General features: G+C 70.5%; 23 protein-coding genes. 7 read left to right on the top strand and 16 right to left on the bottom strand.

Annotated elements, in window-relative coordinates; all coding sequences use genetic code 11:
- Position 1: 1 nt before the first annotated feature.
- Positions 2-1,852 carry a phosphatidylglycerol lysyltransferase domain-containing protein gene (locus tag ABD361_RS27105; RefSeq protein ID WP_344438978.1) on the bottom strand — a complete coding sequence of 617 codons (1,851 nt, stop codon included), beginning with the start codon at positions 1,850-1,852 and terminating at the stop codon, positions 2-4.
- Positions 1,853-2,021: 169 nt separating this feature from the next.
- Between ABD361_RS27105 and ABD361_RS27110 the strand changes: the two genes are divergently transcribed.
- Positions 2,022-3,134, top strand: coding sequence for an alpha/beta hydrolase (locus ABD361_RS27110; RefSeq protein WP_344438980.1), 1,113 nt, complete (start codon positions 2,022-2,024; stop codon positions 3,132-3,134).
- Between the two features lie 154 nt (positions 3,135-3,288).
- On the opposite strand, the gene folE is transcribed toward ABD361_RS27110, so the two are convergent.
- The 6 genes from folE to dacB form a co-directional block, all read right to left on the bottom strand.
- Positions 3,289-3,894, bottom strand: coding sequence for a GTP cyclohydrolase I FolE (folE, locus tag ABD361_RS27115; protein ID WP_344438982.1), 606 nt, complete (start codon positions 3,892-3,894; stop codon positions 3,289-3,291).
- A 155-nt stretch (positions 3,895-4,049) separates the two neighbouring features.
- Positions 4,050-6,062 (bottom strand): ATP-dependent zinc metalloprotease FtsH, encoded by a 2,013-nt coding sequence (ftsH, locus tag ABD361_RS27120; protein WP_344438984.1) that lies wholly within the window; start codon positions 6,060-6,062, stop codon positions 4,050-4,052.
- A 267-nt stretch (positions 6,063-6,329) separates the two neighbouring features.
- Positions 6,330-6,869 (bottom strand): hypoxanthine phosphoribosyltransferase, encoded by a 540-nt coding sequence (gene hpt / locus ABD361_RS27125; protein WP_344439083.1) that lies wholly within the window; start codon positions 6,867-6,869, stop codon positions 6,330-6,332.
- 77 nt (positions 6,870-6,946) lie between these two features.
- On the bottom strand, positions 6,947-7,972 hold the full coding sequence (gene tilS, locus ABD361_RS27130; protein ID WP_344438987.1) for a tRNA lysidine(34) synthetase TilS: 1,026 nt from the start codon (positions 7,970-7,972) through the stop codon (positions 6,947-6,949).
- Positions 7,973-8,183: 211 nt separating this feature from the next.
- Positions 8,184-9,275: a zinc-dependent metalloprotease gene (locus ABD361_RS27135; protein WP_344439085.1), complete on the bottom strand. Its 1,092-nt coding sequence runs from the start codon at positions 9,273-9,275 to the stop codon at positions 8,184-8,186.
- A 213-nt stretch (positions 9,276-9,488) separates the two neighbouring features.
- The gene (gene dacB, locus ABD361_RS27140) at positions 9,489-10,889 is read right to left on the bottom strand and encodes a D-alanyl-D-alanine carboxypeptidase/D-alanyl-D-alanine endopeptidase (RefSeq protein WP_344438989.1); all 1,401 of its coding nucleotides are present in this window, start codon (positions 10,887-10,889) and stop codon (positions 9,489-9,491) included.
- A gap of 146 nt (positions 10,890-11,035) precedes the next feature.
- Here dacB and ABD361_RS27145 point away from each other — a divergent pair, with 146 nt between their 5' ends.
- Positions 11,036-11,533: an inorganic diphosphatase gene (locus ABD361_RS27145; protein WP_344439087.1), complete on the top strand. Its 498-nt coding sequence runs from the start codon at positions 11,036-11,038 to the stop codon at positions 11,531-11,533.
- Positions 11,534-11,761: 228 nt separating this feature from the next.
- Here ABD361_RS27145 and ABD361_RS27150 read toward each other — a convergent pair whose 3' ends face one another.
- Positions 11,762-13,450: a threonine/serine exporter family protein gene (locus ABD361_RS27150; RefSeq protein WP_425583334.1), complete on the bottom strand. Its 1,689-nt coding sequence runs from the start codon at positions 13,448-13,450 to the stop codon at positions 11,762-11,764.
- Between the two features lie 145 nt (positions 13,451-13,595).
- Complete coding sequence (locus ABD361_RS27155) at positions 13,596-14,714, bottom strand: DedA family protein (protein ID WP_344439089.1); 1,119 nt, start codon at positions 14,712-14,714, stop codon at positions 13,596-13,598.
- A gap of 209 nt (positions 14,715-14,923) precedes the next feature.
- On the opposite strand from ABD361_RS27155, the gene ABD361_RS27160 reads away from it, so the two are divergent.
- Positions 14,924-15,292: a YbjQ family protein gene (locus ABD361_RS27160; protein WP_344438993.1), complete on the top strand. Its 369-nt coding sequence runs from the start codon at positions 14,924-14,926 to the stop codon at positions 15,290-15,292.
- A gap of 262 nt (positions 15,293-15,554) precedes the next feature.
- Here the strand turns inward: ABD361_RS27160 and ABD361_RS27165 are convergent, their stop codons facing one another.
- On the bottom strand, positions 15,555-16,316 hold the full coding sequence (locus tag ABD361_RS27165) for a MerR family transcriptional regulator (RefSeq protein WP_344438995.1): 762 nt from the start codon (positions 16,314-16,316) through the stop codon (positions 15,555-15,557).
- Positions 16,317-16,459: 143 nt separating this feature from the next.
- Here ABD361_RS27165 and ABD361_RS27170 point away from each other — a divergent pair, with 143 nt between their 5' ends.
- Entirely contained in the window at positions 16,460-17,053 is a 594-nt protein-coding gene (locus ABD361_RS27170; RefSeq protein WP_344438997.1) for a Uma2 family endonuclease, read from the top strand.
- Positions 17,054-17,061: 8 nt separating this feature from the next.
- Here ABD361_RS27170 and ABD361_RS27175 read toward each other — a convergent pair whose 3' ends face one another.
- Positions 17,062-18,051 carry an aromatic ring-hydroxylating oxygenase subunit alpha gene (locus tag ABD361_RS27175; protein ID WP_344438999.1) on the bottom strand — a complete coding sequence of 330 codons (990 nt, stop codon included), beginning with the start codon at positions 18,049-18,051 and terminating at the stop codon, positions 17,062-17,064.
- Between the two features lie 25 nt (positions 18,052-18,076).
- Positions 18,077-18,583 carry an ATP-binding protein gene (locus ABD361_RS27180; RefSeq protein WP_344439001.1) on the bottom strand — a complete coding sequence of 169 codons (507 nt, stop codon included), beginning with the start codon at positions 18,581-18,583 and terminating at the stop codon, positions 18,077-18,079.
- A gap of 186 nt (positions 18,584-18,769) precedes the next feature.
- Here ABD361_RS27180 and ABD361_RS27185 point away from each other — a divergent pair, with 186 nt between their 5' ends.
- From ABD361_RS27185 to ABD361_RS27195, 3 genes are all read left to right on the top strand, one after another.
- Positions 18,770-19,534, top strand: coding sequence for a helix-turn-helix domain-containing protein (locus ABD361_RS27185; RefSeq protein ID WP_344439003.1), 765 nt, complete (start codon positions 18,770-18,772; stop codon positions 19,532-19,534).
- Positions 19,531-19,734, top strand: coding sequence for a DUF397 domain-containing protein (locus tag ABD361_RS27190; RefSeq protein ID WP_344439006.1), 204 nt, complete (start codon positions 19,531-19,533; stop codon positions 19,732-19,734). Before ABD361_RS27185 ends, ABD361_RS27190 begins: the two co-directional genes overlap by 4 nt.
- Positions 19,735-19,936: 202 nt before the next feature.
- A complete protein-coding gene (locus ABD361_RS27195) occupies positions 19,937-20,758 on the top strand; it encodes a hypothetical protein (RefSeq protein ID WP_344439009.1) in 822 nt (273 codons plus the stop codon).
- Here ABD361_RS27195 and ABD361_RS27200 read toward each other — a convergent pair.
- From ABD361_RS27200 to ABD361_RS27215, 4 genes are all read right to left on the bottom strand, one after another.
- Positions 20,748-21,569 (bottom strand): SCO4651 family lipoprotein, encoded by an 822-nt coding sequence (locus tag ABD361_RS27200; RefSeq protein ID WP_344439011.1) that lies wholly within the window; start codon positions 21,567-21,569, stop codon positions 20,748-20,750. The genes ABD361_RS27195 and ABD361_RS27200 overlap by 11 nt on opposite strands.
- A gap of 195 nt (positions 21,570-21,764) precedes the next feature.
- Positions 21,765-21,968: a cold-shock protein gene (locus tag ABD361_RS27205; protein ID WP_344439013.1), complete on the bottom strand. Its 204-nt coding sequence runs from the start codon at positions 21,966-21,968 to the stop codon at positions 21,765-21,767.
- Between the two features lie 187 nt (positions 21,969-22,155).
- A complete protein-coding gene (locus ABD361_RS27210; RefSeq protein ID WP_344439015.1) occupies positions 22,156-22,647 on the bottom strand; it encodes a hypothetical protein in 492 nt (163 codons plus the stop codon).
- A gap of 203 nt (positions 22,648-22,850) precedes the next feature.
- On the bottom strand, positions 22,851-24,575 hold the full coding sequence (locus tag ABD361_RS27215) for a tetratricopeptide repeat protein (RefSeq protein WP_344439017.1): 1,725 nt from the start codon (positions 24,573-24,575) through the stop codon (positions 22,851-22,853).
- Positions 24,576-24,704: the final 129 nt, after the last annotated feature.

A 24,704-nucleotide genomic window follows, 5' to 3' on the forward strand; every position in this document is an offset into this window, starting at 1 on the left:
GTCAGGCCGCGCGCGTGACCTCGCTCTGCTCGACGGTTTCCTCGTCGTCCATGATCACCGAGGGGTCGGCCGGGCGGCGGCGCAGCAGGCGCGGCAGCTCCAGGAAGCCCTCGGCCTGCATCATGGCGAAGCCGATGCGCGGCAGGTCGCGGCTGTTGGGGAAGACCACGAAGCGGGGCTCCCAGATCGGGCGGAACTTCTCGTTGAACTTGTACAGCGACTCGATCTGGAACCAGCGCGACAGGAAGATCAGCACCGCGCGCTGGATGCGGACGACCGGGCCGGCGCCCAGCTTGCCGCCGCGCTCCAGGGCGGAGCGGAAGAAGGCGAAGTTCAGCGACATGCGCTTGATGCCCAGCTCCGGCGCGGCCTGCAGGAAGGCGACGATCAGCAGCTCGTTCATGCCGGGGTCGGCGCTGCGGTCGCGGCGCATGAGCTCCAGGGAGCTGCCGTCCGGGCCCCAGGGGACGTAGTGCTGCATGGCCCGCAGGTCGCCGAAGGGCAGGTCCTCGCCCTCCTCCGGGTCCTTGTGGGCGGTGGCGATGATCGCGTCCAGGTCCTTGGGGTCGCCGATGCGGCCCAGGGCCATGGAGAAGCCGCGCTCGTCCTCGGTGTCGCGCCAGGCGTTGGCGGCCTTCTGGACGGCGGCGAGCTCCTCGGGGTTCAGGTCGCCCACGCGGCGCACCTTGGTGGTGTAGCCGTTGCGCTCGATCCGCTTGACCATCTGGCGGACGTTGCGCATGGAGCGGCCGCTCAGGCTGAAGTCGGCGACCTCGACGATGGCCTCGTCGCCCATCTCCAGGGCGTCCAGGCCGGTCTCTCGCGTCCACACCTCGCCACCGGTCTGGCTGCAGCCGGCGACGGCGGGGGTCCAGGAGTGGCGCTTGGCCAGCTCCATGAACTTCTCGATCGCGCCGGGCCACGCCTCGACGTCACCGATGGGGTCACCACTGGCGAGCATCACGCCGGAGACGACGCGATAGGAGACGGCGGCCTTGCCGGACGGCGAGAAGACCACGCTCTTGTCGCGGCGCAGCGCGAAGTGGCCGAGGGAGTCGCGGGCACCGTGCTTGGCCAGCAGCTCGCGCAGCCGGTCCTCGTCCTGCTCGGTCAGCAGCGGGGCCGGGTACTCGGGCCGGAAGAGCAGGTACGCGGTGGAGAGCACGGTCAGCAGGCCGAGGGCGCCCAGCGAGTAGCCGACGACGTAGTCGGTGCCGCCGGTGTAGCGAACGGAGCCCTCGAAGCCGAACAGACCCCACACGACGTGCTCGATCTGCTCCAGCACCGGCGGGTCGCCGACCATCTGGTTGGCGTGCGAGCCGACGATCACCCAGCCGAGGGCGAAGCTGACGCCACCCATGACGATCAGGTTGGCGAGCGCCTTCCAGCGGCTGCGCGAGTCCGGCAGCGCGTCGAACGCCTTCTTGTGCCGCAGCAGGTAGACGAAGAGCAGCAGCGAGAGGATCGTGCCGATCCTGGAGTGGCGGTAGATCAGCTGGGCCGCGGCACCGATGGGCAGCAGGACCACGGCGGCCATCCAGGCCCGCTTCTTGGCCCGCTTCAGGCCGTGGGCCAGCATCAGCAGCAGGATGCCGACGATGATCGACCCGGCGGCGGCCAGCTGGGTCACCGTGCCCGGCAGCACCTCGGCGAGGGCGTGCACCTTGCTCCAGCGCCACCGGGGGATGACTCCGGCCGCGACGTCGGCGAGGCCGATGAGCGCCGCGATCGTGCCCACGACGGCGGGTACGTTCTCGGGCTTCGGGCCCTTCACGATTCGCGCAAGCCCCGTGAGCCACTTCGAACGCGAAGCAACCTCGCCGGACTTATTGCCATCTTCCCTGACAGACATCTCTTCCCGTCGTCCTGTCGACTGGAGCTGCGCCGTTCGGCAGCAGCACCCGTGCAATGTGCGCCCTGTAGGACGACGGTTTCGGGGTTGAGGTTCCGCGGGGGGCCGAGCCCGGAAAGAAGTAACCATTCCGCGACTCGGCGCCGGGTCGCACGGCAGAAAGCACCTCATGGGTCTCACCAGCATGGCAGTACTGCTGCTTGCCATCGCGGCTGCGGTAGTGCTCTTCGCGTTGACCATTTGGCTCTGGCCCCGGCTGGGCAGGAAGAGCGTGGGCGCCGTGGCCGCCCGCGTGGGCATGATGCTGGCCACGCAGCTCTCCCTGTTCGCCGCGATCGGACTGTGGGCGAACCAGTCCTTCGGCTTCTACGGCTCGTGGGCCGACCTCTTCGGCCAGGTCAAGGACGAGGGCGTGGTCGTCGACCACAGCATGGGCGCCAAGCGCGTCCAGGTGGTCGGCGCCCAGGCGGTCAAGGTCCCGCGGGGCAACGTGCCGCGCGTCGGCGGCAAGATCGAGAAGATCAACGTCGTCGGCATGGAATCCAAGATCAGCAGCCCGGCGTACGTCTACCTGCCGCCGGAGTACTTCCAGCCGCAGTACGCGAACAAGACCTTTCCGGCATCGGTCGCCCTGACCGGCTACCCGGGCACCGCCGAGGCGCTCATCAAGGGCCTTGACTACCCGGTGCGCGCGCACAAGCTCGCCAAAGAGAAGAAGATGCAGCCCACCATCCTCGTGATGATGCGGCCCACCGTCGCCCCGCCGCGCGACACCGAATGCATGGACATACCCGGCGGTCCCCAGACCGAGACCTTCTTCGCCAAGGACCTGCGCAAGGCCATCTCCGAGCAGTACCGCGTCGGCACCAAGGCCGCGAACTGGGGCATGATCGGCGACTCCACCGGCGGCTACTGCGCGCTGAAGATCGCGATGCGCCACCCGGACTCCTACAGCGCCGCCGCCTCCCTCTCCGGCTACTTCAAGGCCCCGCAGGACCCGACCACCGGCTCCCTCTTCGGCGGCAGCAAGCAGGTGGAGAACGAGAACGACCTGCTGTGGCGGCTGAAGAACAAGCCGCTCCCGCCGGTCTCGCTGCTGGTGACCAGCAGCAAGAAGGGCGAGCACAACTACAAGGACACCCTGAAGTTCATCGACATGGCCTCGAAGTCCCCGACCCGGGTCTCGTCGATCATCCTCGACAGCGGTGGGCACAACTTCAACACGTGGCGGCGTGAGCTGAACCCCACGCTGAAGTGGATGGGCAGCCGGCTTTCCGCGTAGCGGATTTTCTGACGGCTCCCGCGGTACGGGGGCTCCCGGGGTACGGGGGACTGCCGTCGGCCGGCTGCGGGTCGTTCGTGGCTGATCGCGCAGTTCCCCGCGCCCCTTCGGGGCGCCCCCTTCGGGGCCCGCCTTTTGGCGGGCCCCTTTTGTTTTAGCGGGCCATGATGAGGCTCATCGCCTCCGCGCGCGTTGCGGGGTCGCGGAGCTGGCCGCGGACCGCGGAGGTGAGGGTCTTGGCGCCGGGCTTGCGGATGCCGCGCATCGACATGCACATGTGCTCGCACTCGATGACCACGACCACGCCGCGCGGCTCCAGGATCTCCATCAGGGAGTCGGCGATCTGCGTGGTCAGCCGCTCCTGCACCTGCGGCCGGCGGGCGTAGACGTCCACCAGGCGGGCCAGCTTCGACAGGCCGGTGATCTTGCCGGTCGTGGACGGGATGTAGCCCACATGGGCGACGCCGTGGAAGGGCACCAGGTGGTGCTCGCAGGTGCTGTAGACCTCGATGTCGCGGACGAGCACCATCTCGTCGTGGCCCAGGTCGAAGGTCGTGGTGAGCACGTCCTCCGGCTTCTGCCACAGGCCGGCGAATATCTCGCGGTACGCCCGTGCCACTCGCGCCGGGGTTTCTCGGAGGCCCTCGCGGTCGGGGTCCTCACCCACCGCGAGCAGCAGTTCGCGGACCGCGTTCTCGGCCCGCTTCTCGTCGAATTCTCCGATGGTGCCCTCGGCGTCCAGCGTCACCGGGTCGGTCATGGGCTTGCCTCGTTCTCTCGTCCGTCGCGCCGCCGTGCGGGCCCAGCAAGGGGCGGCGCCGGCGCCGAAAAGCGCGATGCCGCGCCCCCAAGGCTAAAACCTGGGTGACGCGGCATCCATTCCGGGCCCATACCGCCCGGCCGGTCTGCTATCGGTCAGCTCTCCGGGGTGGCCGGGCTGTCCTTCGACAGCTCGACGGTGTCCACCGAGGCGGCGCCGTTGTTGCTGGGGGCGAGCTCCTTGGGGGAGAGCACCGGCGGGCGCGTGGAGGGCGTACGCCGCGAGGAGCCGGTCCAGGCCGGGCGCGGCGGGCGCTTGACCACGTGCTTGAAGATCTCGGCGATCTCCTCCTTGTTGAGCGTCTCCTTCTCCAGGAGCGCCAGCACGAGGTTGTCGAGGATGTCGCGGTTCTCGACGAGGATCTCCCACGCCTCGTTGTGGGCGTTCTCGATCAGCTTCTTGACCTCTTCGTCCACCAGGGCCGCGACCTCTTCGGAGTAGTCGCGCTGGTGGGCCATCTCGCGGCCCAGGAAGGGCTCGGAGTTGTCGGAGCCGAACTTGATCGCACCGAGGCGCTCGGTCATGCCGTACTGGGTGACCATCGCGCGGGCCGTGGCGGTGGCCTTCTCGATGTCGTTCGCGGCGCCCGTGGTGGGGTCGTGGAAGACGAGCTCCTCGGCCGCGCGGCCGCCCAGCATGTAGGCCAGCTGGTCGAGCATCTCGTTGCGCGTGGTCGAGTACTTGTCCTCGTCGGGCAGGACCATGGTGTAGCCCAGGGCCCGGCCGCGGGACAGGATCGTGATCTTGTGGACCGGGTCGGAGTTCGGGGAGGCCGCCGCGACCAGGGCGTGACCGCCCTCGTGGTACGCGGTGATCTTCTTCTCCTTGTCGCTCATGATCCGGGTCCGCTTCTGCGGGCCGGCCACGACGCGGTCGATCGCCTCGTCCAGCATGTGGTTGTCGATCAGCTTGCGGTCGCTGCGGGCCGTCAGCAGGGCGGCCTCGTTCAGCACGTTGGACAGATCGGCACCGGTGAAGCCGGGCGTGCGGCGGGCGACGGCCGAGAGGTCGACGTCCGGGGCGACCGGCTTGCCCTTCTGGTGGACCTTGAGGATCTCCAGGCGGCCCTGCATGTCCGGGCGGTCGACGGCGATCTGCCGGTCGAAGCGGCCGGGGCGCAGCAGCGCGGGGTCGAGGATGTCGGGCCGGTTGGTGGCCGCGATCAGGATGACACCGCCCTTGACGTCGAAGCCGTCCATCTCGACGAGCAGCTGGTTCAGCGTCTGCTCGCGCTCGTCGTGGCCGCCGCCGAGGCCCGCGCCGCGGTGCCGGCCGACGGCGTCGATCTCGTCGACGAAGACGATGGCCGGGGCGTTGGCCTTGGCCTGCTCGAACAGGTCGCGGACGCGGGAGGCGCCCACACCGACGAACATCTCGACGAAGTCGGAGCCGGAGATCGAGTAGAAGGGCACGCCCGCCTCGCCGGCGACGGCGCGCGCGAGCAGCGTCTTGCCCGTACCGGGCGGGCCGTACAGCAGCACGCCCTTGGGGATCTTGGCGCCCACGGCCTGGAACTTCGCGGGCTCCTGCAGGAACTCCTTGATCTCGTGGAGCTCCTCGACGGCCTCGTCGGCACCGGCCACGTCGGCGAAGGTGGTCTTCGGGGTGTCCTTGGTGATCAGCTTGGCCTTGGACTTCCCGAAGTTCATCACCCGGGAGCCGCCGCCCTGCATCTGGTTCATCAGGAACAGGAAGACCACGACGATCAGAACGAAGGGCAGCAGCGAGAGCAGGACGCCGATGAAGGGGTTCTGCTTGGAGGTCGAGACGTTGTAACCCTCGGGCAGCGTGCTCGAGTCGTCGTCGTCGGCCTTGGCCTGCAGATCCTTGGAGATCTCCACGCCCTGGTCGCCGATGTAGTTGGCCTGGACCTTGCTCGAGCCCTTGATCTTGACGCCGCTCTTGAGCTCGACCTTGATCTTGTTCTCGTCGCCGGTCGTCAGCTCGGCCGACTTCACCTGGTTCTTGTCGATCGCGTGTACGACCTGGCTGGTGTCCACCGACTTGTAGCCGCCGGACGAGCCGACGACCTGCATCAACACGACCACGGCGAGGACGGCCAGCACGATCCACATGACCGGCCCACGGAAGTAGCGCTTCACGTCCATCCATACGGGGCGCGAGCGCCCCGTCCCTCCTGCCACAGTGAGGCACGGTCACCCCGGAACGAGGTGCTGTGCGTGCGGTGTCCTGCTCGACCTTGAAAGCTTGAAAAAAGACTGACCTTCGGACGGTACCCCAGCATTGTCACCCGATGACGCCGCGGACGGTCAACAAACCCGCCTTCCCCTGCTCCAACGGCGGGAAACCGCGAAGGGTTCCCGCGCGCCGGAACACACGACTGCACCGGGCCCCACCAGGGCCCGCGAACCGCTCTAGCCGCCGTAGACGTGCGGCGCGAGCGTGCCCACGAAGGGCAGGTTGCGGTATTTCTCCGCGAAGTCGAGACCATAACCGACGACGAACTCGTTCGGGATGTCGAAGCCGACCCACTTCACGTCGATCGCGACCTTCGCCGCCTCCGGCTTGCGCAGCAGCGTCACGACATTGAGCGACTCCGGCTCGCGCGAGCCGAGGTTCGACAGCAGCCACGACAGGGTCAGGCCCGAGTCGATGATGTCCTCGACGATCAGGACGTGCTTGCCCTTGATGTCGGTGTCGAGATCCTTGAGGATGCGCACCACGCCCGAGGACTGGGTGCCCGCGCCGTAGGAGGACACGGCCATCCAGTCCATGGTGACGGGGTTCGACAGCGCCCGCGCCAGGTCCGCCATGACCATCACGGCACCCTTGAGGACGCCGACGAGGAGCAGGTCCTTGCCCGCGTACTCCTCGTCGATGAGCGCGGCCAGCTCGGCCAGCTTCGCGTCGATCTCTTCCTTGGTGATGAGCACCGACTTCAGATCGGTGCCCATGTCCTTCACGTCCACCCGCGCCACTCTCGCTCGTACGACTCGTCCGGCCCGGCGGCGCGTCGATCGCCCCGCTCGCGTCAGCCCTGCCGGAGCACCAGTCTGCCACCCTGCCTGCGAACGGCCACGCGCCCGGGCAGGTTGATCGCCCCCTGACCGCGCCAACCGGTGATCAGCCGGTCGACTTCCTCCAGGTGACGGGCGAAGAGCGAACCCGCCGGCGAACCCGCGGCGATGGCCGCGCGGCGCAGCACGCGGCGGCGCACGGCGACGGGCAGGGCGTAGAGCTTGGCGACCTCCAGGTCGCCCGCGTCGTCCCGGACGGAGGGCTCGACCGCGGCGGCCCAGGAGTCCAGGGCGTCGGCGTCGTCCCGGGAGAGCTGGGCGGTACGGGCGAGGGCCTCCACGACGCCCTTGCCGAGCGCCTTCTCCAGGACGGGCAGGGCCTCGTGCCGCACCCGGGAGCGGGTGTAGGCGGGGTCGGCGTTGTGGGGGTCGTCCCAGACGGGGAGCGCCTGGACCATGCACGCCTTGCGGGCGGTCTGCCGGTCCAGGCCGAGGAACGGCCTGCGGTAGCGGCCGCCGGTGCCGGAGGTGATGGCCATCCCGGACAGCGAACGGATGCCGGAGCCGCGGGCGAGGCCCAGCAGCACCGTCTCGGCCTGGTCGTCGCGGGTGTGGCCGAGGAGGACCGCGGTGGCACCGTGCCGCTCGGCGACGGCGTCCAGCGCGGCGTAACGGGCGTCGCGGGCGGCGGCCTCGGGACCGCCGTCCCGGCCCACGTCGACCTGCACGGCCTCCACCGGATCGAGACCGAGGGCCCGCAGGCGGCTGGCGACCTCGGCGGCCCGCAGGTCGGAACCCGGCTGGAGACCGTGGTCCACGGTCACCCCGCCGGCCCGCAGGCCCAGCCGGGGAGCCTCGAAGGCGAGCGCGGAGGCGAGCGCCATGGAGTCGGCGCCGCCGGAGCACGCGCACAGGACGAGCGGGGGGCGGCCGTCCTGTGCGGGGGACTTCCGGGAGGAGTCGGGGGGCATGGTCAGGACGTCGTGGAGGACGCGGCGAACCGCCAGGCGTATCGCCGCGACCGCGGGGTGTGGACCCATGTCCGTGTGTCCAATCGTTCCATTCGGAGGGGGTGCCCGAGGGAAGTATCGCGAGACTTCCGCTGCCTTCCGTCACGCTGCGTACGTCGATGGTGACAGAGACGAGCCTTTACCCGAGCATCGCACGCCCACCCTTGCCTTACGGTCCCTCGGACGGGTGATTACGGGAGCGTTCTTCCGGTACGGCCCGCGACCACGGGGCGTGACCGGCTCACCCGGCCGTCGTGCCGTGCACCCGTGCGACCCAGTCCGCCGGTTTGGCGATCTCGGCCTTCGTCGGCAGCGTGTTCGGCGACGTCCAGACCCTGTTGAACCCGTCCATGCCGACCTCGTCCACCACGGCCCGTACGAACCGCTCCCCATCACGGTACTGCCGCAGTTTGGCGTCCAGGCCCAGCAATTTGCGCAGCGCCGCGTCCAGCCGGCCGGCCCCACTGGCCCGCCGCTTCTGGAACTTCTCCCGGATCTCCGCGACCGACGGCACCACCTGCGGGCCCACACCGTCCATCACGTAGTCCGCGTGCCCCTCCAACAGCGACATCACCGCCGTCAACCGGGCCAGCACCTCCCGCTGCGCCGGAGTCTGCACCAGCTCCACGATGCTGCGCCCCTCCCCCTCCGGCGGCCGGCCCCCCGCCAGCGACTGCGCCGCCTCCCGCACCCGCTCCAGCAGCGTCGCCGGATCGACGTCCGTCTCGCTCAGGAACGTCCGGATCTCGCCCTCGATGTGATCCCGCAGCCACGGCACCGCCGCGAACTGCGTCCGGTGCGTCTCCTCGTGCAGGCACACCCACAGGCGGAAGTCGTGCGGATCCACCTCCAGCTCGCGCTCGACCTGGACGATGTTCGGCGCGACGAGGAGGAGACGGCCGCCATTGCCGGCACCGCCGGGGAGGTCCTCGCTGCCGGGCGCGAACGTCTCGTACTGGCCCAGCACGCGCGAGGCCAGGAACGACAGCAGCATCCCCAGCTCCACGCCGGTCACCTTGCCGCCCACCGTGCCCAGGACGGCGCCGCCGGGCAGGCTGCTGCGCCGGTCCGACATCTTGTCCAGGAGCGGCGTCAGCAGCGCGCGGAACCCGGCGACGTTGGCGCGGATCCAGCCGGGACGGTCCACGACGAGGACGGGGACGGGGGTGTCGGACGCCGCCACCATCCGGGTGAACCCGCGGACGTGCTCCTCCGCCGCGGTCGCGTGCCGCCGGAGCTCGGCGACGATGTCACGGGCCTCGTCACGGGTGACCTCCGGTCCGGGGCGGACGAGGCGGGCCGCGGTCGCGGCTGCGAGCTTCCAGTCGACCATTTCCGGTGCGTTGCCGTTGCCGCTTGTCATGCCTTTCACGGTACGTGCGCCGCACGGTGGTTGGGGCGGTGGTCTTTCCCCAATCCCGCCCCTCCCCGCTCCCCGGGGCTCCGCCCCGGACCCCGGACCGCCGCGCCGGTTTGTGGGCAGGCGTTCCGCAGGGCGGAACGGGTGGGCACAAACCGGCCACCGGGCCGCACCCGCCCCGCCTGCTCAGCCCGCGGTCGCGGCCAGCGTCGTCGCCAGGCGGTCCAGGGCCTTCTGCGCCGCATCGGCATCCGTCGTGCCCGACGCCAGGAACGCGAACGCCAGCAGGCGGCCCGACGGCGTCACCACCGTGCCGGCCAGCGTGTTCACGCCCGTCAGCGTGCCCGTTTTGGCCCGTACGAGCCCGCGCCCACCCGTTCCCGCCGCGTACCGCTCCCGCAGGGTGCCGGTGAAGCCCGCCACCGGCAGGCCCGTGAGGACCGGTCGCAGGCCGGGGCGGCCGGGGTCGGCGGCGCGTACCAGCAGGCGCGCCAGGAAGTCCGCGGTCGCGCGGTCCGCGCGGTCGAGGCCGCTGCCGTCCGCGATGTGGACGCCGTCCATCGGCAGGCCCAGCTTCGTCAGCCGGTCCGTCACGGCCCGTGCCGCGCCGGCGAAGCTGGCCTCCTCGCCGCCGGCGACCGCCGTCTGCCGGGCCAGGGCCTCGGCGATGTCGTTGTCGCTGTTGGTGAGGGCCCGTTCCACCAGGGCCGACAGCGGTGCGGAGGAGACGGAGGCCAGCCGCGGCGCGCCCGCCTGGGCCCGGCCTTCCGCGATGTCGCCGTCGACCTCGACGCCCCGCTCCCGCAGCATCGCCGCGAACTTGCGCGCCGCGTCGCCCGCCGGGTCCGCCGTACGGTCGGCGGGGCCGCGGTCGGAGTCGTCGAGGCGGCCCTCGTCGACCATCAGGGCGCTGACCGGCGCGAGGTTCTCGTTCGGCCCGATCACGTGCAGAGCGGGCCCCGCGTACCGCGAGGCGTCGTACGCCAGCCGGACCCGCTCGGTGCCGTGCGCCTTGAGCGCGCCCGCCGTCGCGTCGGCGAGTTCGGCCAGACTCGCGAAGCCGCCGGGTTCCGGCCGGGCGGTCAGGGTGGGGTCTCCGCCGCCGACGAGCACGATGCCGCCGTCCGGGCCGCCGCCGAGCACCGTCGTCGCGATGCGGTGCTCGGGGCCGAGCGCGGCCAGTGCGGCGGCGGCCGTGGCGAGCTTGATCGTGGAGGCGGGGGTGTACGCGTCGCGCTCCCCGGAGCCGTACAGCTTTTCGCCCGTCAACGCGTCGACCACCGCCGCCGCCCGCCCGGCGGAACCGAGTGCCGGGTCCTGCAGGAGCGGCTCCAGGGCCGCCGCGAGCCCCGCCGGTTCACCGCGACCTGCGCGCAGGGCGCCCAGTACCGGCGGTACGGGCGCCGCCTGCGGCCCGGCGTGACGCGCGCCACCCCCGACACCTGCCCGGACGTGCTCCGCACGGGCCCGTTCGGCCGTACGCTGACCTCCGTCCCAGGGCCCGGCCACGGCCGCCGCACCGGTCCCGAGCGCCAGGCCGGCGACGGCCGACGCGGCGACGAACCGCACGGTCCGGCGCCGCGTCACAGGGGCGTCACGCCATGCCCCACGCCACCGCCCGACCTGCCAGCGCCCGGCCTCCGGCACCACGGACCAGCCCCTTTCGCCACCACACACCTGCGTGGGGGACACTTAATCACCAGACGTATGTGTTGATCATGAAGGAGCCACCCGTGGAGTTCGACGTCACCATCGAGATCCCGAAGGGTTCGCGGAACAAGTACGAGGTGGACCACGAGACCGGTCGCATCCGTCTGGACCGCCGCCTGTTCACCTCCACCAGCTACCCGGCCGACTACGGCTTCGTCGAGAACACCCTCGGCGAGGACGGCGACCCGCTGGACGCCATGGTCATCCTGGACGAGCCCACCTTCCCGGGCTGCCTCATCAAGTGCCGCGCCATCGGCATGTTCCGCATGACGGACGAGGCCGGCGGCGACGACAAGCTGCTGTGCGTGCCGGCGAACGACCCGCGCATGGAGCACCTGCGCGACATCCACCACGTGTCGGAGTTCGACCGCCTGGAGATCCAGCACTTCTTCGAGGTCTACAAGGACCTGGAGCCCGGCAAGTCCGTCGAGGGTGCGGACTGGGTCGGTCGCGCGGAGGCCGAGGCGGAGATCGAGGCGTCCTACAAGCGCCTCGAGGCGGCGGGCGGCGCCCACCACTGACCCCTGCGGGGTCGTTTTGCGGGTAGGGGTGCCCCCATGGGCCCCCTGCCCCGCACGCCGTGACGGGCGCCCCGTAGGGGCGCGGGGAACTGCGCGACAAGCCACGACGCGCCCGCAGATTCCGGGGCGGTGCATCGGCTGCGGGCCGTCGGTGGCCGATCGCGCCCACGCGGCGGCAGCCGCAGATCGACACTGCCCCGCGCCCCTTACGGGGCGGAGCCCCGGGCCCTAGAAGCCGCGGGTGCGCTTCGCCGCGCGGCGGAGGGCCCCTTCGCCCGGGACCTTCAGGAAGAGGCGCGCCATCTCGCTTCCGAGGTTCACGCCGATCGCGATCGCCAGCGCCAGCGCCGCCGCCTTCGTCAGGCTCGCAATGCCCGTGTTGAGCTCGTTCTTCGCGAAGTTCAGCAGCGCGAAGTACATCGCGCTGCCCGGCAGCAGCGGCCCGATCGCCGCCGTCACGTACGGCAGCGCGGACGTGTACCAGTACCGCGACATCAGCTGCCCGAACAGGCCCACCAGTCCCGCCGCGATGGCGGTGGCCGGCACCGGGTCGAGTCCGGCCGTGTCGGCGAGCGCGCCGTAGACGGTCCAGGCCACGGCCCCGTTCAGGGTGGCCGCGAGCACCGTGTGGCGTTCCTGCTGCAGCAGCACCGCGAAGGCTGCGACCAGCACCATCGCCGCCACGATCTGGATGACGGGCCGTTCCTGGCGTTGCAGGACCGCTTCCGGGTTGAGCGTGCCGCCGCCGATGTGGACACCGCCGTAGAGCACGACGAGTACGCCGCAGACGATGCCGACGACCAGGTAGACGACTTCGAGCAGGCGCGCGGCAGCGGTGATGTAGAAGCCGGTCAGGCCGTCCTGGACGCCCGCCACGAGTGCCCGTCCGGGCAGCAGCGCGAACAGCCCACCCGTGATCACCGCCGATGCCTGGACGTGCACGTACTGCTGGCCGGCGCTCAGCGCCACGCCCATCGCCGCCGGCGGCATGGCCGCCGCCACGAACTGGTAGAACTCCGGCAGCCCGCGCCCCGACGCAAGCCACGCCAGCCGGTCGCCGAGCATGGCTCCGGCGGCCGCCGCGAGGAACACCACGATCCCGCCCCCGACGAGCAGGGACGCCCCGCCCGCCAGCAGGCCGGCCGCGGCCGTCAGCGCCCAGCTGGGGTACGGGTGGCGGTTGCGCCGTATCTCGGCGAGCCGCCGGTACGCCTCCTCCAGGGTCAGCCCCTGGGTGGTGATGTCGTGGACGAGCCGGAAGACCGCCGACAGCCGCGTGTAGTCCGTACCGCGCCGCCGTACCGTACGGCTGGCGGTGACCGGGTCCTCGACCAGCGACGGCTGGTAGCTGACGGACAGCAGCGTGAACGTCACCGTCGGCTCACAGCGCGCCAGCCCGTACGCGTGGGCGACGCCGAACATCGCCGCCTCGACGTCCTCGGCCCCCTCGCCGCCGGCGAGCAGCAGTTCGCCGATGCGCAGCGTCAGGTCGAGGATGCGGGGCACCGGCAGGGCCGGTTCCTCTTCCTGCTTCTCCATCCGCTCGGGCACCGGGCGCTCGGCGATCGGCATGCGCAGCATCGTGCGCATGCGGTCCTGCCAGGGGGTTTCCTTGGTCAGGCTGATCAGGGGCATGCCGTACGGCGGGGTGAAGGCGGGGTGTGCGGGCGGCCCGTGCACGCCGATCGGTACGCCGCGCCCGCCGGGCGGGGCGAAGGCGGAACGTTCCTCCGGCTCGGCCTCGGGCTCCGCCACCCCGTTCGGCAGGGCGAACTCCGACGTCGGGTGCTCGTCCTCCGGCGGCGGGGGCAGCGGCACGCCCAAGGGCGGGGTGAAGGCGCTGTGCGCCTCGTCGGACTGCGGCTTGCGGTCTTCCGGGTCGGAAGCGTCGCCGCCGCGCTGCCGATCAGCCACCACGTGCTCCACGTGCTCCTCGTCAGGCACTCCTGTTACCGCCAGCATGCACGGCGGCCGGAACGGCTGCGCACCGGGGGCCCATAAACGGAATGAGGGGCCCCGCAGGGGCCCCTCATTCGTCGCAAATCGGCTGGATCAGCCCGGCTCAGTAGCGGGCGTGCCGCCCGTGCCCGTCGTGGGGCCAGTCGTCGTGGGGGTCGCGCTGCTGCTGGGGCTGCTGGGGCTGCTGCGGGTACTGCTGGTAGTCCTGGTAGCCACCGTTGTTCTGGTAGCCACCGTTCTCGTAGCCGTACGCGCCGTTCCCATACGCGCCGTTCCCATACGCGCCGTTCCCGTACGTGCCGTTCCCGTACGTGCCGCCGCCCTGGTAATCGCCGGCCTGCTGGTAGCCGCCACCCTGCTGCTCGTAACCGCCGGCCTGCTGCGGGTACCCGGGCTGCTGGTACCCGTAAGCGGGCTGCTGCTGGTAGCCACCCTGGTACTGGTAGTCGTACCCGCCCGGGGCCTCCATCCCGGGAGCGGGAGCGGGAGCGGGCGCCGGCACCGCGGCCGGGGCCGCGGCCGGCATCGGCTCGTACGACGCAGGCGCCGGCACCCGCACCGGCACGGGCTCCGGCTCCCGGGCCGGCTCCTCCGCCGCCGCCTTCTTCGCCTTGCTCCGCGCCCGCAGGAACTCGATCGCGATCGGCACCACCGACACCAGCACGATCGCGACGAGCATCGCCTCGATGTTCTTGTGGACGAACTCCACGTTCCCCAGCGCCGCCCCCAGCAGCGTCACGCCGGCACCCCACAGCGCGCCGCCGATCATGTTGAAGATCAGGAAGGAGCGGTAGTTCATCCGGCTCACGCCGGCGATGATCGGCGTGAAGGTGCGCACGATGGGCACGAAACGCGCCAGGACCAGCGACTTCGGTCCGTACTTCTCGAAGAAGTCGTGCGCCTTCTCGACGTTCTCCTGCTTGAACAGCTTCGAGTCGGGCCGCCGGAACAGCGACGGGCCCACCTTCCGCCCGAACAGGTAGCCCGCCTGGTCGCCCAGCACCGCCGCCAGCCAGACCATGACGCACACGGCCCACAGCGGGTAGTGCAGCTTGCCCGTCGTGACCAGGAGCCCCGTCGTGAACAGCAGCGAGTCGCCGGGCAGGAAGAAGCCGATGAGCAGGCCGGACTCGGCGAAGACGATGGCCAGGACACCGAAGATGCCGAATTGGCCGATCAAGTAATCCGAGTCCAGCCACTGTGGGCCGAGCGCGAGGGTGATCGGGGTCACGGGGTGAGCTCCTGGGTGGAGGAGAGAAGAGGAGGCGGAGGCGAGAGGCGAAAGTACGAAAGTACGGCCGTGCGGCTCAAAGGTACCAACGCGGACCGCCACCCCCCGGGTTCCACCGTACGGCGCAACCCCACCGCTCCGGCGTGCGTCACGGACAGCAGACAGCAAAACTGCACATACAGACGGAAGAGGTGGCTCACATGGGCATCGACGAGTACGGCGGCGGCCAGGCGGAGAACCCCGATGTCCTCGTGGTCACGACCAACGACATCCCCGGCTACCGCGTCGACAAGGTCATCGGCGAGGTCTTCGGGCTGACCGTCCGCTCCCGCCACATCGGCAGCCAGATCGGCGCCGGCCTGAAGTCGCTGATCGGCGGCGAGCTGCGGGGCCTGACCAAGACCCTCGTCGAGACCCGCAACCAGGCCATGGAACGCCTCGTCGAGCAGGCCCGCGCGCGGGGGGCCAACGCCGTGCTCATGTTCCGCTTCGACGTCACCGAGGCGGCGGACGTCGGCACGGAGGTCTGCGCCTACGGCACGGCGGTCGTGGTCTCCCCGCACGCATAAGGACGACGCGAAGCTGCTCCGGCCAGCACAGCCTCACGGGCACGCGCTGAGCGCCCCGTAGGGGCGCGGGGAACTGCGCGATCAGCCACCGACGGCCCGCAGCCGACGCGCCACCGGTGGTGACCGGGCACCGCACGGCAGTCCGCCTGCAGGGCGCGTCGTGGCCTGTCGCGCCCGCGCGGCGGCAGCCGCAGATCGACACCGCCCCGCGCCCCTTACGGGGCACCGTGGTGCCGCATGGCGAAGATCCGCCGGACAGGCCCTAGGCGGCGTGGCGCGCCGCGTTCGCGGTGATCGCGCCCTTCAGGTAGGCCGCCATGCCCGGCCGGATCGCCTCGTACGTGGCGGTGAACCGCTCGTCCGCCACGTACATCTCCCCCAGGCACGCGTGCATCTCGTACGAGCAGTCGTAGTAGAACTGCGCGATCTGCTGCCGGTGCTCCTCGGCGAGGTCCATCGCCGCCTCCGAGTCGGCCGCCGCGCCCGAGGCCATCAGCTCGGCGATGCGCCGGTTGAGGTCGTCGGCCGCGGCCTGGATGCGCAGCCAGTCCTCCTTCGTGTACTTCGCCGTGCGCTCCTGCGACTGCCGGTACGCGTCGGTGTCGCCCCAGCGCTCCTGGACCTCGTCCTTGTACTGGTCCGGGTCGAAGTCCCCGAAGACCTCGAACTTCTCCTCCGGCGTGAGGTTGATTCCCATCTTTCGCGCCTCCATGGCGTGCTCCACGGCGGCGGCCATCTGCTGCAACCGGTCGATCCGTCCCTGCAGCAGTTCGTGCTGCCGGCGCAGGTGCGCCATCGGATCGGCGTCCGGGTCGTCCAGCAGCGCCGCCACCTCGTCGAGCGAGAACCCGAGCTCCCGGTAGAACAGGATCTGCTGCAGCCGGTCGAGATCGGCGTCCTCGTACCGCCGGTGCCCGGCATGGCTCCGGCCTGACGGTACGAGCAGCCCGATCTCGTCGTAGTGGTGCAGCGTCCGCACGGTGACACCGGCGAAATCGGCGACCTGTCCCACGGAATAGCTCACGTCCGCGCTCCTTCTTTCTCTGGCGCGCTCCACGATGCGTCCTCACGTGACGTGAGGTGCAAGTCGAATACCGATCACCCTTGCGGGTAGCTCTTCGCAGAATTCGCACACCTGCGCCGCCGCCTCCCTGCACCATCCCGCTCATGGAGCAGCTGCAGCGGGCCACTCGGGCCAACTGGATGTACCCGCCGATCGACGGCTGGACAGTCGATCAAGTGGAGGAGCTGTGCCTGCCCTACGACACCGATTGGGAACTGATCGACGGCAGGATCGTGACCTACGGTGACACCTCCTGGTGGCACAACCACGTGCGCGATGAGTTGTACGTCGCTGTGAGGACGGCGCTGCGCCGCCCCTACACGGTCGACATGAACCGGTGGACGGAGATCAACAACCGCACGGCGGTCTCACCGGACCTCGTGGTGTTCGACCGCCGGGATCTCGACATCGACACCCTCGTCGCCACGCCGCTCGCGACGGTGGCACTCGTGGTCGAGGTCTACTCCCCCCGGTCCCACGCGACTGACCGCCATCTCCGGCCGGGGCTCTTCGCCGAAGCGGGCATCGGCCTCTTCTGGCAGGTGGAACGAGGCAAGGATGCCGTCCCTGAGGTCCACGAGCACCACCTCGACCCGTCAACCGGACGCTATCGCGAGGCAGCCCGCCACACCGGCATGCTCAAGACCGACGTCCCCTTCCCCATCGAGGTCGATCTGCGCAGCCTGATCGACCTCTGACGCCCGGCTCACGCCCCCCGCGGGTAGAACTGCCGCGCCCACCGCCGCAGCTCCCCCACCGGTCCGTCCTCGGGCGTGAGGCACGGCTCCGCCAGGTACCGCTTGCGGTGCCAGATCTCGACGTCCCGCCGTACGTCCTTCGCCAGCCACGCCACCCCGCACCGCGTCGCCAGCCACGCCGCCATCGCCGCCGGCGGCTCCCACGGCAGGGTCACCGCGCTGCACACGAACACCCGGAACTGCGTCCGCCACGCCCCCACCGGCGTCGGGTTCACCCACATCCGCATCGACAGGCCCAGCGGCGCGATCTCCACCTCCGCCAGCACCAGCCCCAGCCCGAACTGCCGCACCGTGTACTCCACCGGTACCCGCCCGACCACCGGCAGGTTCCGCAGCGCTCGCAGCCGTACGCTGCGCACCGGGCCCTCCGTCCGCGCCGACACCAGCACCTGCGTCTCCGCGAACCCGTGCACCGGCCCCATGTGGCCGTAGTCGGAGATGTTCTCCGCCACCTCCTGCGGATGCGTGTCCGCCAGCAGCAGCCGCTGCCCCGGCACGCTGTAATAGCCCGGTTCCGGCAGCTCCGGCGGGTGCCAGTCCGGCTCCGCGCCCCGCTCGTCGTACCAGACGTACACCATGCCGTTCGCCTCGCGCACCGGCAGCAGCGACAGCCGCGCCGCGTCCGGCGGCTCACCGCCGCCCGGCCTGCGCCGGCACGTGCCGTCCGGCCCGTACGCGAACCCGTGGAACGGGCAGACCAGGTACTCCCCGTCCACCCTCCCCCCGAACCCCAGGTGCGCCCCCAGGTGCGGGCAGTACGGGCGCGTCGCCCGCACCCGCCCGCCCCGCGTCCGGTACAGCACCACGTCCTCGCCGGCCAGCCGCCGCGTCGCCACCGTCCCCGCCTTCAGCTCCTTGCTCGACGCCAGGCAGAACCAGCCGCGCGGGTACGGCAGCGGCGCGGGGCGATTGGGGTTCGCGGACGGGATGACCTCCACGGCCAAATACTGCCGTTGCGCATACTCACCCAAACGAGGAGCGATCACCCCCGCCCTCTGAATGATGCATTCCGTTTTCGTGCGCCCCTGCGTGCGCCCCCGAGCCGTCCGGCCCGATCGTCAGCTCGCACCACACCGTCTTCCCGATCCCGTACGGCCGCGGAACCGCGCCCCACGCATCCGCCAGCGCCGCCACCACGCGCAACCCGCGCCCGGCCTCGGCAAGGGGCTTCTGCTCCCTCACGCACGGGAAGCCGTCACCCGCATCCGACACCTCGATGCGCAGTTTCTCGCCACGGACCACGCACAAGGCGTGGATCTGCCGACCGGGCGAGACGCGTGCGTGCCGGCAGGCGTTGGCGACGAGCTCGCTGAGCAGCAGGACAGCGGTCTCGGCGGTCCCGGCCGGCAGCTGCCACGGCCGGGCCCGCTCCCGGAGAAGGGCACGCGCCCGCGCAGCACTACGAGCGTGCCGCGGCAGGCGCCACCAGACGTACTGGGCGGGTGCGTCTACGGAGAGGAGGGTGGGCATGAGGGGTCCTCGGATGGGGGTCTGTTTTCGCAAGTACGCGGCTCAAACCCTCCTGTCCTGCGATCGTCGGACGGGAGTACCGACGTTGGTACGGATCGCGTGCGTACGCACGGGACCTGGGAGGGCAGCACGGTGAGGAACGGAAACCCCGAACCACCAATTGCTTGGCGCTACTGCGGCCACCAGATGAAGCTGTGGCGGACGCTGGCCGGCGTCAGCCGGGAGCAGTTGGCGGACGAGGCGGGATTCAGCGTCGAGTTCATCAAGTCCGTCGAGCAGGGGCGACGCCGGGCAAACCTGCACCTGCTGCAGGTGACGGACGACTTGTGCGGCGCGCGGGGGTTGGTGGTGGCGGCGCATGAGTACCTGGAGCCGAGCCGTCATGCGCCTCAGTACCGTGAATTCTTCGCTGCGGAAGCAGAGGCGCTATCGGTCTCGTCTTACGAGACCTTGTACGTCCCCGGGTTGCTGCAGACAGAGGACTACGCTCGCACCCTCATGGGCCGCGGCGCTTGGCCGCCCGTGGACGAAGAGCTCGTGGAACAACGCGTAGCTCAGCGTCTGCAGCGACAGGCGAAGCTCCGACGCAAGCCGCTTGCCCCATTCCACTACGTGATCTACGAGGCGGCACTCCGGACGAACGTAGGAGGCCCGGCCGTCATGAAGGCACAGTTGGAACACCTGCAGGAAGTCAGCCAACTGCGCAATGTCTGGTTGCAGATTCTGCCTGCGGACAGGCAGACCCCGACCAGCCTCTCCGGACCGTTCACCTTGCTGGTGACACCCACCCATCGGCTCCTCGCCTATGTGGAGGGGCAGAACATCAGCGCGCTGCATTCCGACGCGGGCATTGTCAGCGACTTCAACCACCGCTACGGGCTGATCCGCGCCGAGGCACTGAGCGCCGAGGAAGCTGTGTCATTCATCGAAAAGGTGTTGCAAGAGCTATGAGATGGTTCAAGTCCAGTCACAGCAATGACGACGGCGGGCAATGCGTTGAAGTGGCCATGCCCCACGGCAAGGTGCTGGTCCGGGACTCGAAGCTCGGGTCTCCCCGAATACGGATCGCGCCCGCGAGCTGGGCCCGGTTCACGGCCGAGCTTCGGGCGTCGGGGGTCGAGCGACCCAATAAGGAATGGGCGGTGGATTGAAACCCCACCCACCCTCCCAAGTCCCGCCTAAGCACACGCACATGACTTTGCGCAACCGGGTCGCGACACACCGCACGCGGCCTGTAGCGTGCGCAGCAACAAACAACCCCCGCCGGTGCGCCAACACCGAAACGGGGGTCTGACCACCAAGATCGAAGAGAGCGATCCCGTGGCTGAAGCCAAGACTATCCCTGCCCCTCCCATGGCCGCAGCCGGCTACGGCAAGCGGTCGGCGCCGGACCAGGCGCCCCGTACGCGCGAGATGTTCGCGCACCTTCCCGTACGCGAGGCGTACATCGCCACGTACGTGGACCGGCTCCCGGATGGGGCCGCGATGGACGTGAAGACGCTGGCCAAGGCGTTGCCGTACGGCCAGCAGGCCATCCGCAGCGCCCTGACGAACCTCTCCGAAGCCGGGCACCTGCGGCGCGTACGGGAGACGGTGGGCGAGGGGCGTACGCAGTGGGTGTGGCGTACGCATTTCTCGCGTACCGCGCGCGACGACGCCTGGTGGGACAAGTACTTGAAGGTTGACGCCCCGCCCGAGCCGAAGGCACAAGCGGCGACGGCACCGGCCGAGGAACCCGAGGCGTACGAGACCCTTGCCGCCGTCGGGCGGGCCGACAGCCGGATGGGCCTCTCGCATGCGGAGTGCGTCGCCCTCGCGCCGCTGGCGGCGCTGTGGCTGGCGAGAGGGGTGACGCGGGAGGCGCTGGTACGGGCGCTGACCGCCGGGCTACCGGCGGTGGTACACGCGCCGGGGGCCTTGGCCCGTACCCGCCTGCGGGACAAGCTGCCGCCCGAACCACCGCGCTCGGCGGCCACGGCCGTCGTACGGCTGCTGGAGTGCACGGGGTGCGGGACGCCAGGGCGCCCGGAGGCGCTGGCGGGCGGCCTGTGCCGGGCCTGTCACGGCCGTCCGCCGGAGGAACCGGCCCCGGTCGACGTCGCCGCCCTGGCCGCCGCCGCGAGGGCGGCGAGCCGGGCGGGGCGGGACCGGTTCGTCACGTCGCTCAGCCGGTGAGCGGGCCCGCGACGTCGGCCGGCTGTACGGCCTGAGCGTCCGCGGGCGCGGCCGGTGTGTCCACGGGCTTGCCGAAGTCGGCGAAGTCGAGGGTGGCCACCAGCTTGGTGCCGCCCATGTCGAAGGTGAGACGGGACCGAACGAGGCGTCCGGCCTTGTCGACCCAGGCGTCGGCGGCGACGGGAAGGTCGGCGTTGAGCATGTCCCGCATCGAGTCGACCTTGGCGCGGCGTTCCGCGGCCATGCGCAGGACGAGGGTGTCGTGGTCCAGCCTGCCGCGGTAGTGCACGGTGGGCGTGCCGTTCACCTTCTCCTCGCCCGCGTTGACGGGGCTGCGCATCTGCGCGATCTGGCGCAGGGTGTGCGCGGGGTCGTTCATGGGTGCGCGCAGGAGGGCCTGGGACTCGACCTTGTCCCGCGGAACCGCACGCCAGGCGGTGTCGCCGTCGGTCGCCTCGGGCATCCGGAAGTACACGGTGCCGCCGCTGAAGACCTCGTCGAGGGTGGCGCCGCCGCCACCGCGCTGGGCGCCGTCGAGGGTCGTCGTCAGGTGCCCCTTGCCGCCCGCCAGGTCCATGCCGCCGCGGATGCCGAACGTGAAGCTTCCGCCCTCCCCGCTCATGTCGACGCGCTCGTCGATGCGGACGGTGGACTTCTCGGTGGCGGCCACCGCGGCCCGTACGGCCGCGGCGGGCGCCGCCGAGGAGTCGTTGTCCTTCGCGGACTGCTGGTCCTTCTTCGCCCCGCCCGATGAGCAGGCCGAGGACAGCAGAATGGCGGCGGTACCGACAAGGACGGCGGATCGCCGCATCGTTTCCCCAAGGATTCAGCAGGGGGCCATCCCGACATGCCCCCCATATCGAACGTGGATCCTATCGGGCGGTCACCAGGTGGAGACCCATGCTCAGGCCGGTACAAGCGCCGTGACCTTGCCGATACGACCGCATCGGCAAGGTCACGGCGTCGCGTACACCTGCGTCAGCCGACGCGTTACAGCGCCGGAGGGCTAGAGGGGCCTGATGTTGGCGGCCTGCAGACCCTTGGGCCCCGTCTTCACCTCGAACTCCACATGCTGGCCTTCCTGGAGGGTCTTGAAGCCTTCCACCCGTATCTCACTGAAGTGGGCGAAGAGATCCTCACCGCCGCCGTCCCGGGTGATGTAACCGAACCCCTTCGCGTCGTTGAACCACTTCACAGTGCCGGTGGCCATGTGCCCTCCCGAGGATGTCAGCGCGCCGCGAGGCCGGGCGGCCCGCAGCGTAAATGATCATTTCAGCCGAGGGTGGGCCCGGAACCCTCGGCCTTCGAACCTGGCTTGATCCGATCTCTTCGTACGCTGCTGGTAAACGGATAAAGCAACTGCATCGGGCGCAGTCGCCCCCGTGCACTTCGCGGCCTTACTGTGAGAACGCGTAGGTCCGGACGGGGTCGAGGTGCAGTTCATAGGGCCCGAAGCAGTCGGCCGCGAGGGTCGCGACCGGAGCCCCACAGGGGCAGGCCCGGTTGAGCCCCTCGTCGCCTGCCGGTCCGCAGCGCCCGTTGCTGTTTGGGCAGTTGGGCAGCGGCTGGAGGCCGGCTGCGTCGTCGGGGTGTACCAGCACGGTCCGGCGGCTGCCCGCCGAGATGACGAAGCCCCCTTCCCGGCAGACCACAGGGCCACGCGACTGAGCCGGCTGCAGGGCCTCCTGATCGTCCTGCACGACATAGGGAGGTCCCCAGGGCTCGGGATCGATCGCGTAGCAACCCCGCGGCACGGTGGAAGGCGCCCGGCGCGTCTCCTTGTCCCGGTCACGGTCGCGGTCGTCGTCGGAGACGTCAGGGATGGCGGCAAGCTCAGCCAGCTCCGGCGTGATCGCGGCGCCGCACTTGGAACAGAAGAAGACGGCCATCCCTTTGTTGTAGTTGACTCGGCCTCGGCCGTCATGCGTTCGCTTCTCGACAAACTACGACGCGATCGTCTCGGTGGCGTACGCCACGAGTATCAGCCTGCTGGCTGACTATTGCGAACGAGATTCCCGGCTAGGGCAGCACCAGCCGGGCGGAGGTCGTTCCGTTTATCCCGCCTTCGCCAGCGTTCGTTGTGCGCGATCGCCTACTCCATCAGTGCTGCGCCTTCGAGGTGGCGGTCGCCGAACTCACGGCAGACAGCCAGCGCCTGGGTGAGGACATCTATGGCCTCCTCGAACCGGCACACCCCCCACAAGGCGTTGCCGAGGTTGTACAGCGACCATCCCTCGCCGTGGCGGTCGCCGAACTCACGGCGGATGGTCAGCGCCTGGGTGTGGGCATCTATGGCCTCCTCGAACCGGCACACGGCCTGCAGGGCGTTACCGAGGTTGTTCAGCGTTGTGCCTTCGCCGTGGCGGTCGCCGAACTCACGGAATCTGACCAGTGCCTGGGTGTGGGCATCGATAGCCTCCTCGGATCGGCGCACCGCCTCTAGGGCATTGCCGAGGTTGGTCAACGCCGCACCTTCGCCGTGGCGGTCGCCAAGCTCACGGCAGACGGCCAGATCCTGGGTGTGGGCATCGATAGCCTCCTCAAACCGGCGCACCCCCTGCAGGGCGCTGCCGAGGTTGGTCAACGCCGCACCTTCGCCGTGGCGGTCGCCAAGCTCACGGCAGACGGCCAGATCCTGGGTGTGGGCATCGATGGCCTCCTCAAACCGGCGCACCGCCCGCAGGGCGACACCCAGGTAGTCCAGCGATAGGCCCTCGCCGCGGCGATAGCCGAGCTCACGGAAGACGGCCAGAGCCGTGGTGGCGAGAGTGATCCTGTCGTCGAAGTAGCGGCGGTATTCGAGATATCGGGCGAGGAAGATGGCGAGGAAGGCGGTGGTGGCGCGGTGGCCGAGGGCTGGAGCGGCAGTGGCGGTGGCGATCAGGTTGGCGTGTTCGGCATCCAGCCATTGAAGGGCATGGCCGCGGTCCGGGAAGTGAGGGGAGCGGGGGCCGGGGAGGGTGTCCAGGTGGGTGTTGGCGGCTTGGGCGGTGTCCTCGTAGTGGGTGAACAGGCGAGCGCGGGCACTGTCGCGGTGGTCGGTGTCGGTGCGGCCGCGTTCGTCGGCGTAGAGGCGGACCAGGTCGTGCATCCGCCAGCGGCCCCAGGTCTGGGCCGGTTCGAGGAGGTGGGCTTCGGCAAGGTGCTGCAGCAGTTCCTCGGCCTGGTCGGGGCCGGTGCCGGCCAGGTGGGCGACCGCCTCCGTGGACACATCGGGCCCGGGGTTGAGGGGCAGCAGCCGAAACAGCCGGGCCTGGTCGGAGGTGAGGGCCTCGTAGGACAGGTCGAAGGCGGCGCGTACCGCGCGATCGGAACGGGCGAGTTTGTCCAGCCGGGTGTGTTCGGCCTGGAGCGCGGCGGCCAGGGACGCGGCGGGCCGCGTGGGGGCGGCGGCCAGGGTGGCAGCGGCGATGCGCAGCGCGAGCGGCAGGCCCGCGCACAGCCGGGCGATCGCGGTGGCCGCCTGCGGGTCGTCGGTGATGCGGGTGTCATCGGCACCGCGGGCGTGGCGCAGAGCCTCGTCGAGTACGGCGGTGGAGGCGGTTTCGTCAAGGATGTCGAGGTCGTGGAGGCGGGCGTCGAGGCCGTCAAGGGTGTGGCGGGAGGTGACCAGGGCGGCGGTGGTGCCGTCCGTGGGCAGCAGCGGGCCGGCCTGCCCGGCGGTGGAGGCGTTGTCGACGACCACGAGGATGCGCCGGCCCTCGCGCGCGTAGGCAGCCAGCACGCTGCGGTACAGCCGTTGCCGATCCTCGAGTCCGTTGGGGATGTCCTCGCCCGGAATGGCCAGGGCGCGCAGCAGGCCCTCCAGGGCCCGCACGGGGAAAGGCGGCGTTCGGGGTCGTAGCCCGCGAGGTCGGTGAACAGCACCCCGCCGGGGAACCAGTCCGGCTGTTCGAGGGCCCGGATGGCGGTCTGGACGGCGAGTTCGGTCTTGCCGATACCGGCC

This window comes from Streptomyces luteosporeus (genome assembly GCF_039532865.1).
In the GTDB taxonomy this organism is placed as follows: domain Bacteria; phylum Actinomycetota; class Actinomycetes; order Streptomycetales; family Streptomycetaceae; genus Streptomyces; species Streptomyces luteosporeus.

What these genes read in the sequence shown, in the direction of transcription:
- ABD361_RS27105 (WP_344438978.1), bottom strand. Translation starts at nt 1,852, where the DNA reads ATGTCTGTCAGGGAAGATGGCAATAAGTCCGGCGAGGTTGCTTCGCGT.
- ABD361_RS27110 (WP_344438980.1), top strand. Translation starts at nt 2,022, where the DNA reads ATGGGTCTCACCAGCATGGCAGTACTGCTGCTTGCCATCGCGGCTGCG.
- folE (WP_344438982.1), bottom strand. Translation starts at nt 3,894, where the DNA reads ATGACCGACCCGGTGACGCTGGACGCCGAGGGCACCATCGGAGAATTC.
- ftsH (WP_344438984.1), bottom strand. Translation starts at nt 6,062, where the DNA reads ATGGACGTGAAGCGCTACTTCCGTGGGCCGGTCATGTGGATCGTGCTG.
- hpt (WP_344439083.1), bottom strand. Translation starts at nt 6,869, where the DNA reads ATGGGCACCGATCTGAAGTCGGTGCTCATCACCAAGGAAGAGATCGAC.
- tilS (WP_344438987.1), bottom strand. Translation starts at nt 7,972, where the DNA reads ATGGGTCCACACCCCGCGGTCGCGGCGATACGCCTGGCGGTTCGCCGC.
- ABD361_RS27135 (WP_344439085.1), bottom strand. Translation starts at nt 9,275, where the DNA reads ATGGTCGACTGGAAGCTCGCAGCCGCGACCGCGGCCCGCCTCGTCCGC.
- ABD361_RS27160 (WP_344438993.1), top strand. Translation starts at nt 14,924, where the DNA reads ATGGGCATCGACGAGTACGGCGGCGGCCAGGCGGAGAACCCCGATGTC.
- ABD361_RS27170 (WP_344438997.1), top strand. Translation starts at nt 16,460, where the DNA reads ATGGAGCAGCTGCAGCGGGCCACTCGGGCCAACTGGATGTACCCGCCG.
- ABD361_RS27180 (WP_344439001.1), bottom strand. Translation starts at nt 18,583, where the DNA reads ATGCCCACCCTCCTCTCCGTAGACGCACCCGCCCAGTACGTCTGGTGG.
- ABD361_RS27185 (WP_344439003.1), top strand. Translation starts at nt 18,770, where the DNA reads ATGAAGCTGTGGCGGACGCTGGCCGGCGTCAGCCGGGAGCAGTTGGCG.
- ABD361_RS27190 (WP_344439006.1), top strand. Translation starts at nt 19,531, where the DNA reads ATGAGATGGTTCAAGTCCAGTCACAGCAATGACGACGGCGGGCAATGC.
- ABD361_RS27195 (WP_344439009.1), top strand. Translation starts at nt 19,937, where the DNA reads ATGGCCGCAGCCGGCTACGGCAAGCGGTCGGCGCCGGACCAGGCGCCC.
- ABD361_RS27200 (WP_344439011.1), bottom strand. Translation starts at nt 21,569, where the DNA reads ATGCGGCGATCCGCCGTCCTTGTCGGTACCGCCGCCATTCTGCTGTCC.
- ABD361_RS27205 (WP_344439013.1), bottom strand. Translation starts at nt 21,968, where the DNA reads ATGGCCACCGGCACTGTGAAGTGGTTCAACGACGCGAAGGGGTTCGGT.
- ABD361_RS27210 (WP_344439015.1), bottom strand. Translation starts at nt 22,647, where the DNA reads ATGGCCGTCTTCTTCTGTTCCAAGTGCGGCGCCGCGATCACGCCGGAG.